This window comes from Catenuloplanes japonicus, from assembly GCF_000717135.1.
Classification (GTDB): domain Bacteria; phylum Actinomycetota; class Actinomycetes; order Mycobacteriales; family Micromonosporaceae; genus Catenuloplanes; species Catenuloplanes japonicus.
The window spans coordinates 75,769-90,018 of the sequence record NZ_JNXY01000024.1; the positions used below are offsets into that span (position 1 = coordinate 75,769).

Annotated in this window: 7 protein-coding genes; 2 read left to right on the forward strand and 5 right to left on the reverse strand. The window is 72.8% G+C overall.

The genetic code is table 11. The features are described 5' to 3' along the window. Positions 1-61 precede the first annotated feature (61 nt). The 4 genes from OP04_RS29490 to OP04_RS56555 all read right to left on the reverse strand — a co-directional run bounded on the left by OP04_RS29490 (position 62) and on the right by OP04_RS56555 (position 4,840). Entirely contained in the window at positions 62-838 is a 777-nt protein-coding gene (locus OP04_RS29490) for a zf-HC2 domain-containing protein (RefSeq protein ID WP_085066863.1), read from the reverse strand. Further along, entirely contained in the window at positions 835-1,380 is a 546-nt protein-coding gene (locus OP04_RS29495; protein ID WP_051799315.1) for a sigma-70 family RNA polymerase sigma factor, read from the reverse strand. The genes OP04_RS29490 and OP04_RS29495 overlap by 4 nt, the downstream gene beginning before the upstream one ends. A 131-nt stretch (positions 1,381-1,511) precedes the next feature. Next, a complete protein-coding gene (locus OP04_RS29500; RefSeq protein WP_063746715.1) occupies positions 1,512-3,053 on the reverse strand; it encodes a S8 family serine peptidase in 1,542 nt (513 codons plus the stop codon). Positions 3,054-3,148: 95 nt separating this feature from the next. Continuing rightward, positions 3,149-4,840 (reverse strand): hypothetical protein, encoded by a 1,692-nt coding sequence (locus OP04_RS56555; protein WP_157240543.1) that lies wholly within the window; start codon positions 4,838-4,840, stop codon positions 3,149-3,151. A gap of 132 nt (positions 4,841-4,972) precedes the next feature. On the opposite strand from OP04_RS56555, the gene OP04_RS29510 reads away from it, so the two are divergent. Continuing rightward, complete coding sequence (locus tag OP04_RS29510; RefSeq protein WP_051799318.1) at positions 4,973-6,352, forward strand: S8 family serine peptidase; 1,380 nt, start codon at positions 4,973-4,975, stop codon at positions 6,350-6,352. Between the two features lie 1,378 nt (positions 6,353-7,730). Then, positions 7,731-13,235, forward strand: a complete 5,505-nt coding sequence (locus tag OP04_RS29515; RefSeq protein WP_157240546.1) for a toxin glutamine deamidase domain-containing protein — start codon at positions 7,731-7,733, stop codon at positions 13,233-13,235. 152 nt (positions 13,236-13,387) lie between these two features. On the opposite strand, the gene OP04_RS29520 is transcribed toward OP04_RS29515, so the two are convergent. Then, positions 13,388-13,993 carry a hypothetical protein gene (locus tag OP04_RS29520; RefSeq protein ID WP_033343144.1) on the reverse strand — a complete coding sequence of 202 codons (606 nt, stop codon included), beginning with the start codon at positions 13,991-13,993 and terminating at the stop codon, positions 13,388-13,390. Positions 13,994-14,250: the final 257 nt, after the last annotated feature.

The following is a 14,250-nucleotide window of genomic DNA, read 5'->3' on the forward strand; positions in this document are numbered from 1 at the left end:
ACGCCCGGACCGCGCCGGTTCACCCGGCGTGACGCTCAGCGCGGTGTGCCCGGCGTGATGCTCAGCGCGGGGTCGGCGTGGTGGGTGCGATGGAGGCGGTGATGACGGGGCCGCCGTCGGCCACGTAGACGGAGAAGAACGCGAGCGTGTCGGCCGGGACCGGCAGGCGGCCGTCGACCTCCTGCACGCCGGTCTTCCCGGTCCAGTCCGCGATCACGTGGGTGGCACCGCCGCGGACCGCGGTGTAGAGCCGGTACTGCGTGCCGGCCCGCAGGCCGCTGACGGTGGCGCGGGCGATCTGGCCGTCCGGCGTCTCGATGACGGAGACGGACAGGCTGACGCCGGAGCTCTCCGCCTCGGCGATCGCGGCCAGCGCGGGAACCTTGCCGACCGGCGGCGTGCCGGGGGAGGTGCCGGTGTCGTGCAGGAACACCATGGACAGACCGGTGACGATCAGCAGCAGCGCGGCGGCGGCGATCAGCAACGGACGGCGACGACGGGCGCGTGGGCTCGGCCGGGCCGGCCGAGTGCTCGGGCGTACCGTGGCGGGACTTTCCGGTTCTTCCGGGGGCGCGGAATCGTCGGTGCCGGGCTCGGTGAGGAGAGCGAGGATCTCCTCGTCCGTGAACTGGGCGAAGCCGCTCGTGGTCGGGCCCAGATCGAGCGCCTCGGCCGTGCAGCGCTCGCAACCGGCCAGGTGCCGCTCGAACGCGGTCCGCTCGTCGTCGGGCAGCGCGCCCAGGAGGTAGAGGCCCAGCGCCTCGTGCGCGGAGACGGCGTCGTCGCCCATCCGCGACGCACCTCCGTCCTCCGCCCCGGCCGGGCTCCGCGTCGTCATGCCGGCTCCGCCGAACCGACGGCCGCCCGCATGGAACGCACGGCGTAGTAGGCACGCGACTTCACTGTACCCTCCGGGATGCCGAGCCTGGCCGCCGCTTCCGCGGTGGACGCGCCCCGGAAGTAGACCTCGATCAGCACCGCGCGGTGCTCCGAGCTCAGCTGTCCCAGCGCCTTCCGGACGATGTGCTCGGCGACCATCCCCTCCATCGCGTCGACCGGCTCGGGCAGCCGGGAGATGTCCGGCAGCACGACCTCGGACGGGCGGGCCTTGCGCGCGCGGGCCGCGTCGATCGCCACGTTGCGCGCCACCGTGAACAGCCACGGCGCGACCGCGGCCGTGTCCATCGGCAGCACGTCGAGGTTGCGCCAGGCGCGCAGCATCGCCTCCTGCAGCAGATCCTCCGCCAGATCCTGGTCGCCGAGCGTGAGCTTGGTGAGGAAGCGGAGCACGGGGCCGGCGTGCGCCTCGTGGATCAGGCGCATCCGCTCTTCCGGAGCGACTTCCTCGTTCGCCTGCGGCGGGGTTTCCGGGCTGCTCACGGGCGTCGCGCAGAGATGTCGCTCACGAGCTCGCTCCCCTGTGGTCGGTGTCCGTCGCTGCCCGGCCGGGCCCCAATGTACGGCAACCGTACGGCCGGGGCGGACCTGATCCGATTGTGCCGGGAGGGTTTTCACGCGGGTCCCTGGGCGTCGTCATGCGGCTGTTTAGAGTCGTCGCCCTGGGCCCAGCTGCGGGCGCGCAGGACCAGCAGCGTCATGGCTGCCAGGAGGATGAGCGTGACGACCGCGATCGCGATGCCGGTGCCCAGGCCGATGCCGGGGTCCGGGTCCGCCGGTGGCGGAGGGATCTCGCCGTCGACCGTCGCCGAGACCGCGGCGGACGGGTTGATCATGCCCCAGCCGTAGCCGGTGTCCGGGCGGGTCTCGCCGCCCATCCGGTCCGCGGTCTGCTCGATCCGGTGCTTGACCTGCGCTGCGGTGAGCGTGGGATGCGCGGCCCGGACCAGCGCGGCCTGACCGGCGGCGAACGCGACCGCGTACTGCGGGCCGCTCGTGGTGACCGTGCCGCTGCCGTTCACGCCGAGCGTGGCGACGCCGACGCCGGGCGCGACCACGTCCGGGCCGCTGCCCTGCGAGTCGCCGGAGAGACGGCCGTCGGCGTCCACCGCGCCGACCGCGAGCAGCGCGCCGGCGGCATCGGCGGCCGCCTCCGGGCGCGGGCCCTGGTAGGCGGGGACGACCACCAGCACGTCGTGGGTGAGCGCGTCGGAGACGGCGGCGGAGACGGCCGGATCCGCGAGGTCCGCGTGCGCGCCGAACGCGACGACGCGGGCGCCGGCGGAGACCGCGACCTCGATCGCGGTGGCCTGGTCGGCGGGTTCCGTCGCCGCGCGGTCGTCGGTGACGCGGATCGGGAGGATGACGGCCTTCGGTGCGAGGCCGGACGGGGTGCCGGACCGGTCGGAGGTGCCGGCGATGATCGCGGCCATGCCGGTGCCGGTGCCGAGGCAGTCGGAGTCGCCGGTGCCGCTGCCGACGGTGATGTCGGCGCCGGGCTCTACGCGGCCGCTGAGCTCGGGGAGGGTGGCGTCCACACCGGAGTCGACGACGGCGACGATGATGCCGTCGCCGCGGGTGGTCGGCCAGGCGCGGTCGGCGGTGAGGCGTTCCTGGGCCCAGGTGGAGCGGGACTCGCCGGGGTCGGGGGTGTTGTCGCAGCCGTCCTGGTTCGGCTGCTGTGGCTGCTGTGGCTGCTCCGGCTTTGGTGACGGGGTCTGCTGCGGTTTCGGGGGCTGCTGGGCTGGTGGGTTCTGTGCTTGCTGGACCGGCGTCGGGGACGGGCTCGGAGTCGGCATCGTTTCCGGGAGCAGGCCGTAGCGGACGCCGTCGCCGTAGGCGTCCCACGGCAGCATCAGCGACCAGCCCGCGCGCAGCGTGGCCGGGTTCTGCAGCGTGCCGCCGTCCGGCTGTTCACGGCCCGAGTTCAGCGTGAGGATCTCGGGCGCGCGGGAACCGTCGCCGAGGAACCGCACCGCGATCTCGGTCAGGTTCTCCGGCGCGCCGCGATACGACGCCGCGACCGTGTAGTACTTCACGAACGGTGCGGCCGGCGGCGCCGCGGCTGCCTGTCCGGCCGAGGTCACCTGCACCGCCCCGCACGCCAGAAGAAGCCCGATGAACAGGCGATTCAGGCTTCGCTGTGTCGTCGGCACCGGCACTCTCCTCCGTATCGCGGTCCTCGTCGCCCCGTCTACGGCTGCCCGGCGGACGTCGTTCAATGGGGACGTGCGGGAATTCGGTCGACCGGTCAGGCCACCTGAATCGACCAGCGCGCGGCCGGAACCTCACCCACCACCAGGGGTACGGCCCGCCGGCCGCTCCCTGCGGCCAGCCGCCGGGCCCCTGCGGGGACGGACGCGCAGACCACCACGTGCGGGCCGGTCACCGAGGCCGGGAACTCGTCCTCCGACCGGGCGCCCGGCACCGTCTCGCCGCCGAGCGCGTCGCCGACCACGGTCACGCCCACGCCTGCGTCGCGCAGCGAGCGGGCGAGCGCGGCCGCCTGCCGGCGACGATCCGCCTCCGGGCCGACAACCGTCAGGACATCGGGGGTACGCGCGAGGTCGACATGCAGCCGCCACCCGTCCCGGCGGCCGAGCACCAGCGGGACGGTGGCCGGTGGCGCGGGCTCGCCGTCGGCCAGCCAGGCGTAGACCGGCGTGTTCTGCGTGCGGGTCGCGCCGATCAGCCGTACCTCGACCGGGCCGAAACCGGCGTCCAGCGTCTCGCTGACCACGGGCGCGCGGTCTCCGGCGGCGGGCAGCGTGGGCGGGGGCGGGCCGGGCTGCACCGACGCTTCCGGATCCGTGGGCGCCGCAGGCGCTCGGTCGCCAGGAACCACGGCCGTCCGCTCTCCGGGCGTCGGATTCGCCGGCTCTCGATCTGCCGGCTTCGTCGGCACCGGAGCTGCCGACGCCTTCGCGGGACGGCTGGACGTGCTGACGCCGACGATCAGGCCGCCGCTGCCGAGCCGAACCGGACCGCCCGACTCGGGCTTGCCCAGCAGCACGGACGCGGCATCCAGCCCTTCTACCGAATCCTCCGGGCTCTTCACCGGCTCCGCGCCGCTACGTGCAGGCCCCTCCGAGAACGTCGGCAGCGCCACGCCACCCGCCACGGTCTCACCAGCCCTTGCCGTGCCCGGCAGCGCGCCACTTCCCGGCACGGCACCGCTTCCCGGCACGGCACCGCTTCCCGGCACAGCACCGCTTCCCGGCACAGCACCGCTTCCCGGTGCGGCATCGCCCCTGCCGGGCGCCGTGCCTCCGCCCCGGGAAACCGACGGGACCGTGTGCGCCGGCGTCATCGCCGCGGAGGTCTGTTCCGCGAACGTCTGCCCGGCCGGCACCGGCTGTGTCACCACCGGCTCGGCGAACGTCGGCTCCGCGAACGTCGGCTGCGGGGTCCGCACCCGCCCGATCGCCTCCACCGGCGCCTCGGCCGCCGCCCGCCCGCGCCGCCCGCTCCCGGTGGCCAGCACGATCAGCGCCAGCACCCCGACCGCGACCAGCAGCATGCCGGTCCAGAGCAGCGCCCCGTTGCCGGGTGCGGAGTCCGGGGCGGCCAGCGCGTTCGCGGTCGGCGAGTTCGTGGCCGGGGCGGCACTCACCTCCGGGAGCGGGCCGGTGCGCACGCCGGAGCCCTTCGCGTTCGCCGGCAGGATCAGGATCCAGCCCGGGTGCAGGTCGGTCGGGTCGTCCAGTGTGCCGCCGTCCGGTTGCGGCCGGCCGCGGTTGAGCTCGACGATCTCCGGGTACCGGTTGCCGTCGCCGAGCGTCCGCAGCGCGATCGCGAACAGATACTCGCGCTGACCGTCGACCGGCTGACCCACGACGTAGTACTTTCCGGTGTCGGCGGCCGACACCGGGGCCGGGCCGGCCAGCGCGCCGAGCAGCACTCCGGCCACCGCCGCCAGCACAAGCACCCATCGCGCGGACACCGTGGAGACCTCCTGGCCGAGTGTTGAACGTCTTGCCGCACGCGGCCCCGTGAGAGGCACCGCCGCCCCCTGTGCCCTACCGTGGCCGGGAGCGCTCCCGTACCCACCCGCCGGTCCATTTTGGAGAGTTGCATGACGCCGCCCGCGGCCGATCACCGTACCCGGTGGATCGTCCTTCGATGGCTCACGGCCCTGCTGCTGGTGGCCGCGCCGCTGCTCCCGGCGCGCGCCGAGGCCGCCGCGCCGGCCGAGTTCTGGAAGTACTACGTGGTGGCGACCGGCCCGGACGGGCAGCCCGAGGACCTGCGCGACATCGCGGCCCGGCTGCTCGGCAGCGGCGACCGGAACCGGGAGCTGATCGCGCTCAACAGCGGGCGCCGCCAGCCCGACGGCGGCACGCTGACCGGCGCGGACGCGCTGCGTACCGGCTGGATCCTGGCTCTGCCCTGGGACGCCGCAGGCCCGGAGGTCCGCTACGGCGTCCTGCCCGACGACCCCGCCGCCGTCTCGCCCGCCCCGCCCGCGACCGGCGCATCCTGTCCCGCGCGCGGACCGGACCGCGCCGCCCCGGGCGGCCTGCCCTGGGCGCAGCTCACCTTCAACCTCACCGCCGCCTGGGTACGCGGCCGCGGTGCGGGACTCACGGTCGCCGTCGTCGACACCGGCGTGGACCGGGCGGCCCCCGCGCTCGGCGACCGCGTCCTCGACGGCACCGCCGTGGACGGCAGCACCGCGACCGTCGACTGCACCGGCCACGGCACCGCGATGGCCGGCATCATCGCCGCTCAGGCGGCCCGCGCCGACGAGTTCAGCGGCGTCGCCCCCGCGTCGCAGATCCTGCCGATCCGCGTGCCCGCCGGACCCGGCGCCCGCGCGCTCGCGGACGCGCTCCGGCTCGCGGTCGACGGCGGCGCGTCCGTCATCGCGCTCACCGCCGGCGGCGACCTCGCGGCCCCCGAGGTCACGGCCGCGATCGACCACGCGGTCCGCCTCGACGTCGCCGTGGTCGTCCCGGCCGGCGGCCCCGACCCCGGCGACCGTCCCGGCCTGCTGCGCGTCGGCGGCGTCGGCGCGGACCGTACCCCCGTGCAGCCGCTCCCGTCCGGCAACGCCGACGTGGTCGCCCCCGGCGTCGGCGTGACCACGCTCGGCACCGCCGGACGCCCGCTGCTCCAGGGCGACGGCGCCGACTTCGCCGCCGCGTTCGCGGCCGGCCTGCTGGCACTGGTCCGCGCATCCGCCCCGGACCTGCCCGCGACCGACGCGGCCCAGCTCATCGAGGCCACCGCCCAGCGCGACGGCGCCGGCACGCCCGATCCCGGTTCCGGCTGGGGCTTCATCGACCCGGCCACGGCGGTCGACGCCGCCGTGGCCGCCCGCCCCGCCCCCGCGGAGGCCGGCGTCTCGTCGCCCGACTTCGGCGGGATCGCACTGGTCGCGGTCGGTCTCGGTGCGGTCGTGGTCGCGTGGCAGCTGCCGCTCTGGCTGATCCGGCGCCGGCGCGAACACTGAATCGTCTCCTCCGGGCGTGTGCCACGCCGATTGCGGGCCGATCGCGGGCCCGCCCGGCACCGTGCCGGCCCGTGACGGCCCGGCGGCGGAGCCGGTTCGCGCCGATCCCGCGGGCGGGACCGGCCCCGGGGCCGTCACGCCGGGTGACATCACGCGACCGGGGTACGGGCCGGGCGGGGGTCTCGTGGACGGCCCCAGTCAAGCAGGGACGGACCGGTGCCGTCACCGCCCTCGTTCAGGTGTCCCACCGCCCCGGTGCAGGGCGGCGGCTGGTTCGACGAGCGCCGGCCTGGCCTCCGGCGCGAGCAAACGGCCGACTACACATAGTGGACAATCAATTCACTGACCGTCAACTCGTGGCGCCTACGATGCTGGCGATGAGATCATCGACTCCGTCACGGGTCTCCTGATGGCACTCATCGTCGAGTGCGCGGACGGAAGACTCATCCCGGTCCCGGCCGGTGTGTTCTTCCACGACGGTCCGACGATCGCGACGCGCGACGCGCGCGCTCTGCACGACGCGCTACGGGTGGACCGTCTTCCGGGCGAGTCCCTGGTTCTTGCGACCGAAGCCGCGCTCGACAAGGTGACCACGGCGTTCGTGCTACGGCAAGCCCTCGATCGGCTGCCGTCGGAGGCCCGCCGTCGCGCGGTGCTCGGCACGCTGCCGAACTCACGATCCGGCGCGGAGTCCTGGCAGGACCGCGTGGACGTGTTCGATCTCCCGGCCCACGTGCCGTACCGGGACGGTATGGCACTACCCACGGAGGATTCCCGGCTCGTCGTGGTCGGCGACGACGGACGAGAGACCTCCACAGAGCCTCGGGCCGTCCGCGTGCTGCCGCGAGCCTACGCGGCAGCACGTCTGGCACTCCGTGAGGCCGTCGGCCTGCCCCACGACGGCGACCTGTCACCGATGAACCGGCTTCGCCAGTGGCTCACCACGGCGTCGACGATCCGGGATGAACTGCGCGTTCCGACATCGTCGCCCACGGATGAGGCCCGTTCGACAGGGCTTGACGCGACCTATCACCTGGGGGCCGCGATCGCCTGGTCCGGTCTCCCGGCCGGCGCTGACCCCGCCATGCTGACCGGCGCCGTACGGCCGTTCACACCCGGCGAGGCGTCCCGGCTGTTGGGCATGCCCGGCGAGGAGCGGGCACGCATCGACGATCTCGCCAAGGTGCTACGGACCACGCCCGGCGCGATGGCGCTGGTGCGGTCCCGGCAGGGCGGCGCCGGGCGCGTGTGGTGGCTCGTGTCCGACGACGACGGCCGGCTGTGGTCGGTGGAGCCGCGCACAGACGGTCCGGGCGCGCTTCGCGAGGTGACGCCGGACGACCTCGCGGCCGGAGCCGGAGGATGGATCACCGCGAACATGCTGGGCGCCGGCCGTTCCTGGGCCCGCGGCCGGGCGGTGCCGATCGAGAACTCGGCCGCCGGGATGCGCGCGCTGAGTGAACTGGTCCGGCAGCGGATCGGCACCGGCGGTGGAGAGGCGTACTGTGCCACCGCCGTCACGTTCGCGCGGGACGAGTTGTTCGGCCGGTTCGGTGTACGGCTGACCCCGTTGCAGGGCCGGTCACTGGACGACCTCAGCGTGCACGGCGGGATCTGGGCGGGGTGGGGCAGGCCGGCCACCTGGCCGAGAGTCGCGGGCTGGGCGGAGATCGGTGCGCTGATCGGCGCCGAGCCTGGCCGGGTCGCATTCGTGCTCGCCGGGCGGCCAGGATCGTACGGCCACGCGTTCCTGGTCGTGCACACGACCGACGGCCTGTTGACGGTAGACCCGTCCGCGCGTGCCGAGGCCGATCGGGTGCGGTTGTTCGCGGAGACCCCGGACCCGCCGCTGATGAGCGGTGGCGACCTGCGGGTGCGGGTCTTCGCGGCGGACGGCACCGCGGTAACGACACCGGCGCCGCCCCAGGAATCGGCCACGGCGACGGGAAATCTGACCGACTTCGCCGAGCTACGGTACCGAGGCTCGGGCGTGGAGGACGAGCAGTCGGTGATGCTCTTCTTCGACGATGACGCCGGTGATGTGACAGAACTTCGCACCGAGGTTCTGGCGTTCGGGCCGGGCTATCGCGTCGAGGTCGAGACCAAGTTCTTCTACCTGGGTCCGGACGATCGCTTCTACGTCACCGAACAGGAGGCGAAGGCCGCCGGGGGCAGTGGAGAAGCCGTCATGGCGGGGATGATCGAGCGGGTCAGTTCGGTGATGCGCGCGCATCCGCACGAGGCCGGCCGCGTCGATCCGGCCCCGGTGTTCGACGCGTTCAAGCGAATGGCGGCGCTCGCCGATCGGATACCCGGTCCGGACGGCGGTGGCCCGGTCATGCCGTTGTCCGAGTTCCTGGCCGGCGAACGGGTGAACCTCAGCTTCCTCGGCGAGATGACCACGGTCGGTCGCCAGCCCGTGGGCGAAGTGCCGGGCTCCGGATACCACTACACACACGGATTCGTGCTCTCCGGGATGTGGGCCGTCCTGCAGCACATCCGCGACAACACCTTCCGGACCAGCCCGGAGTTCCTGACGCAGGACTTCCTCACCGACGGCCTGGCATTCGGTGCGGCGCTCGCCGAACGGTTCCGGCAGTTCGTGCAGTCCCGCGGATATCCGGCGCTCCTCGATGTGGGACGGGCGATCAGAGAGGTCGCGGGCTACAGCGCACTGTTCTACTGCAACTTCGCGGGGATCACCCATCGTTTCGTGACCGTCCACTCGCCCGACAAGAGGAACATCGCGGTCCTGTCCAGGACCGAGTCCTTCTTCGATCTGCTCCTCGGTCTGCCGGAGGCGGCACAGGACTTCTTCGCCGAGAACCTCGAAGGGATCTGGACCGATCTCGAGCTTCGGTACCGGGCACGCGTTCCCGCCTTCGACGCCCGGTTCCGTGAACGCCGGGGAGACGACGACGGTCGCGCGATCACGCTTGCGGACCTGCCGATCACCACCGACGAGGAGGAACTGACCACCCTTCGGGATTACGTACTCAATGCCTTCGACCGTACCGCCGGCCCGGTCTTCCAGGCCGACGTGCTGGGCGGTGTGACGACGGTGCCGCCGGACGCCGGACCGAGCGGCCTGCTCGTCCCGCACGCCGTCGTCGAGGTCCGCTCGTACGGTGCGCGACGCGTGTCGGCCGAGCAGGCCCGCTTCCACAACGAGACGCTGACCCGGCTGGCCAACAACGCCTACGAGGAGGCGCTTGTCGTCCCGGCGTCGGTCCGGGCCGCCGACAGCCATCAGTGGCTGGCCGGTGAAGGCCGTGGGTGGGCCTCGGCCCGTCGGCCGATCCCGGCCTGGGCGGAGACGTTCCCGGTCGGCCGACGGGGAACAGCGTTGATCGGCGCCCCCGCCCTCCTGGGCGGCCCCGTACAGGACTGGAAGGAGAATCTCGACTGGCTGCGGGAGAGACTCGATTCAGCACCCAGCGCCCGGAACCGGCTCTTCGTCTCGTGGTCGAACGACCAGCGGCTCGACCGTCTCCGCCGGGAACATCGACTCAACATCGTCTATCCGTTGCTCGTCGAGCAGCCACCGGCGGCCGCCGGTGATGTTCCTGAGGAAACGCGGCATTGGCGTGTCGTGACCGCCGACAACCAGGTGCGCGAGCTCGGTGAGGGAGAGCTGACCGCGGCGATGCTCAGCGTCGCGTTCGGAGAGGCCGACGCGGCGGCCCGCGCGGGCATCAGTGCGGATGTCATCAACGTGGCCCTGCAGACCGCCGGTCCTCTGCCGCAGACGCCGCCGGACCTGACCGACCAGACGCAGCGCCGGGAGTCGGTCGCACGGCTGACGACGTGGTACGGCGCGGTAGCGCTCCCCGCCGGCCTCGATCTCAGCTCGGGTCCGCTGCCGCCGGAGGACAACGTGCGGCGTGCACTCGGCGTCTTCGCCGCCGTGCACAACCGGACCGACAGTGGTGGACCGACGACGAGGCCGCTCTTGCCGGCCACACCGGACGAACTGGCGGCGCGGCTGGGCGGCCGTCTGATTCCGGTGCCGGATCCCCATGCACTGTTCCTGTATCTGCGCAGCATGCCCGGAACGATGGCTCTGGTGCGACCGCACCCGTCCCAGGCGACGTCGCCGGAGGTCTACTGGCTGATCTCGACGGACGACCACGGGGTCGTGGCCGTGGACGGCCGCGGAAAGGATGCCGCCGGCCGGCCCGTCTCACCGGCGGTATCCGCACAGGACGCGCAGGTGCTACTGCTCAACGAGTACGGCGACGTGGTGGATCTGACCGCGGTGCTGCCCGCTCCGGTGTCCCTTCCGCCGCAGACTCAAGCGCACTCGGCCGGCGGCTACGTCGACGTGGGGATGCATTCGCGCGGCAATCGGAGCAGCGGGCAACAACGGCCGGCGCAGCAGCAGGCGGCGCCGTTGCCGTCGATGTACCGGTATCCGGTCGCGGATCCCGCTCCGCAGCCGTTGCCGCCGGTGGTCCGACGTGCGGTTCCGCCGCCGGCGCCTGCGCAGCCCTCGGCGGCGGAACTGGCCCAGCAGGAGTTCGCCCGCCAGCAGCAGGCGATGCACCGATACCAAGCCCGAAATCATGCCCGGCCGGGGCTGGCCAGGAACTTCATCCTCGTGAAGCAGGAGGCCGAGTATCGCTCGCGGATAGAGACGCTGCAGAAACGCCTGGAGATCGCGAACCGGCTCGCCACAAATCCCACCGAGCGAGATCCCGCGTCTTGGTTACGCCAAGCGGAGCAGCATCAGCAGAGTATCGACAGCTGGCGCGCGGAAGCGGACCGATGGGCCGCTGCCGCTGCCCAGAGCCGGGCCTATTCGTGGGAACAGGTAAATGAGGACGACGGTGAACTCGTGCCGCACGTGCCCATCAGCACCACAGCTTCCTTACGCCCTGGTAGCCAGCCGCGCGCGATCGACGAATCACGCCAATACGATCAAGCCGGGGGCCTGCGCCGACCCCTTCTCCTGCACCAGCGCATGCTGGAGCACGCGCTGAGAGAGGAGCACGGCGGCTTCGTACTCAATCCCCGGCCGACCACGACGCCGGGTTCCTGGTTCACGCTGATCAATGATGGCGGCCCGACGGCTGATCCGACCCGTGCCATCAACTGCGCCGACTGCACGCTCTCATTCCTGGACACCTGGAATCATGGGCGACCGAGAGTCTCCGCGCCACGCACCTTCGACGGCTATCGCGAGGGCTCGACGCGTCCGGACCACGGAGAGATCGCGGCCGTCCGGCGGCTGGAAGCGATCGGGGGCGCGAACGGATACTTCCAACTGTTGACCGCGGCGCACCACGACGGCAGCCGCTATCTGCAACGGACGGCTCAGCAGCTCAAGGCCGCGGTGGATCACGCCCACCTCGAGCTGACGAACGCCCTGCTCCGTCTGGGCCACTCCTCCGCGGCGATCGTCGTGTCCAGCGACATGAGTGGCACGTCGCATGCCTGGGTCGCGATCAACCAAGACGGTCAGGTGTTGTTCCTTGACCCTCAGATGGGGCTGGTCCAGACCACGCCCCTCCTCGGATATGACAGCCGTAGCAGAACCCATTCGGTCGAGGCTCTGGTCCTCGACAACAATGCCCGGCAAGTGCTTCTACCCGGCAGACCACGAGGCTTCGTTTCGCAGGGAATGGCGGCGCCTCAACCACAGCTGGTGCAGCTGACGCAGTCTCAGGCGCTGCCGGCACCGCACGCCCTGGTGTTACCACCGCAGGACCAGCGTCGTACCACCGCGCTGATGGCCCTGCCGACACGATCCGCTACGCCGCTGCCGACCGTGGCGGAGGTCGGTGGCTGGACCCGCGCGGATGCGCGGCAGCTGCTCGGTGCGGTCGCGGAATTCGCGGTGGATGGGCGGCCGGTGGTGGCGGTCGACCTGGCCGGGGCGCCGGAGGCGATCGTGCGACTGGAGCACGAGCTGGGAGAGCGGCTGCAGGAGTATCGCCGGTTCGGGGTGTCGCCGCTCGTGCTGGCGACCTCCGGAACCGTGGGCGCGATCAGCGCCTTCGCGCGTGTCCGCGACACTCACCGGCCGGTGGTGGTCCGCGAGGTGAGCGGCGGGCTGAGCGGACAGCAGTGGCAGCTGGAATACCCGGACGGCAGGGTGGATCAGGATACGGACCTGTACCGGGTGCTGGGCAAAGCTGCCGAGACGATCGCGGTGCCCGCCGGGCCGCCGTTGCCGCCGGTGCTGGCCGGCTGGTTGCACCTGCGTGACTGGACGGCGGCCGAGGCTTACCACCGTGACCACGAGACGAAGCTGAACGGTCCCGGGGTCCGCGAGGCACTCCGGGCCGAGGTCGCGGCGTTCCCGGAGGATCACCGGCTCGGCGCGTTCCTGGTGGCGCTGGCGGTGGCGGGCCGGCACGGGGCGTTCCCGGCCGTGGAGCAGGAACGTCTCGTCCCGGTCGCGACGTCGATGCTGCACGTCGAGCCGGCGTACGAGGGCGGCTCGGTCCCGCCGGCCTTCGTCTACGACTATCTGGCCACCCGGGGCACGCGGCGCGATCGCCTAGGCATGGACGGCCTGCTGTTCCAGCTGCTCATGGCCGGTGCCCTCACCGGCGAGGAGGTGCTGACGCTGGCGCACGCGACCGCGGAGACCACGGTGGACCGGGCGAACGTCACGGTGCTCGCGGTGGTGGCCGGGCTGCGTGCGGCGCCTGCGGCGGACCTGGCCGGCGACCTGTCGGCGCATCCGCTGCTGGCGGCTCTCGGCGACGTGACCACGTCGAGTGACCGGAGCGGCTGTGTCGACCCGGTCGACCGGGTCGCGTGGGTGGGCCGGCTGGACGCGTGGCGGGACAGCCTGCGCGCCGCCGGCGGGCCGGACGCCGATCTGCGGGCCCAGGTCGTGGACCGGGCCGCGGAGGTGCTGTCGAACTGCTGAGCAGAGGCCGCGGACAGAAACCGGGTCGCTGCCGGCCACCGTGTGAACGCAGAGATCAAAATTTTGATCTTGACTGGTGGAAGACCGGCCGTCACAGACGGGGACCCGGCCGGCTTCCACAGCATTACAGCACGCCGGTTCACCACAAACCGTCACGGGCAGGTCTCCACGAACAGGGCGATCTCGGCGAAGAGTGCGCTGTGTTCCGGGGTCTGCGCGGTCATCTCCCGCAGGCGGCGGATCCATCCGGTGCGGCCGTCCCGCGGGAGGTAGACGGAGTGCCGGTGGATCGTCTGCCGGATCTCGTCGAGCGGGCGGCCGCCGACGCCCTGCCGGATCGCGTCCAGGATGGCCCGGCTGGCGCCGTCGTCCAGCGGCCCCCGGGTCAGGTCGATCAGGTCCGTCATGCCGCTGTCGCGTGCGACCGGGTCGCCGCGCAGCAGCGACGGCACGATCGTGAGCGCCTTCGCCGCCCCGGCGCCCAGGTAGTCGAACGCGGCCTCGGCGAGCGCCTCGTCCCCGCGTTCCGTGATCCGCAGGATCGCCTTCCACCCCGCGAAGACGTCCGGGCGTACCGTGTCCAGCCTGTCGATCTCCGGGGCCGGCTCCCTCAGCGCGGACGCGTGTTCCCGCAACGCCGCCACGTCGTTCAGCGGCGTGGCCAGGTAGCTCATCAGCTGCTCCGGCACCCGTCCGGCACGCGGCTCGGGCCGGGCCGCGGTGAGCCCGCGCAGGAGCCCGCCGGTGATCGCCGGCACCGGCGCCCCCGGCCTGCTTCCCGGACGCGTCGCCGGCGCTCCACAAATTGTCCAGGTGCAGCGACAGCCCGCCGCCGCCCCGCGTGGTCTGCTGGACCAGCGCGAAGTCGTAGGCGGCCCGCAGCGCCGTGATCCCGGCCGGGGCGTCGCCGCGGATCACCACGATCGGCGGCTCGCCGCCGGCGAGCTGGTTCTGCCGGTGCTGGAAGAGCGATCACTCCAGATCGGACAGTTGTGCGTCGGTCGGACGGCCGGTG

Excerpts from the sequence above, each read along its gene's own strand:
- OP04_RS29490 (WP_085066863.1), bottom strand. The coding sequence starts at position 838 with ATGACGACGCGGAGCCCGGCCGGGGCGGAGGACGGAGGTGCGTCGCGG.
- OP04_RS29510 (WP_051799318.1), top strand. The coding sequence starts at position 4,973 with ATGACGCCGCCCGCGGCCGATCACCGTACCCGGTGGATCGTCCTTCGA.
- OP04_RS29515 (WP_157240546.1), top strand. The coding sequence starts at position 7,731 with ATGCTGGGCGCCGGCCGTTCCTGGGCCCGCGGCCGGGCGGTGCCGATC.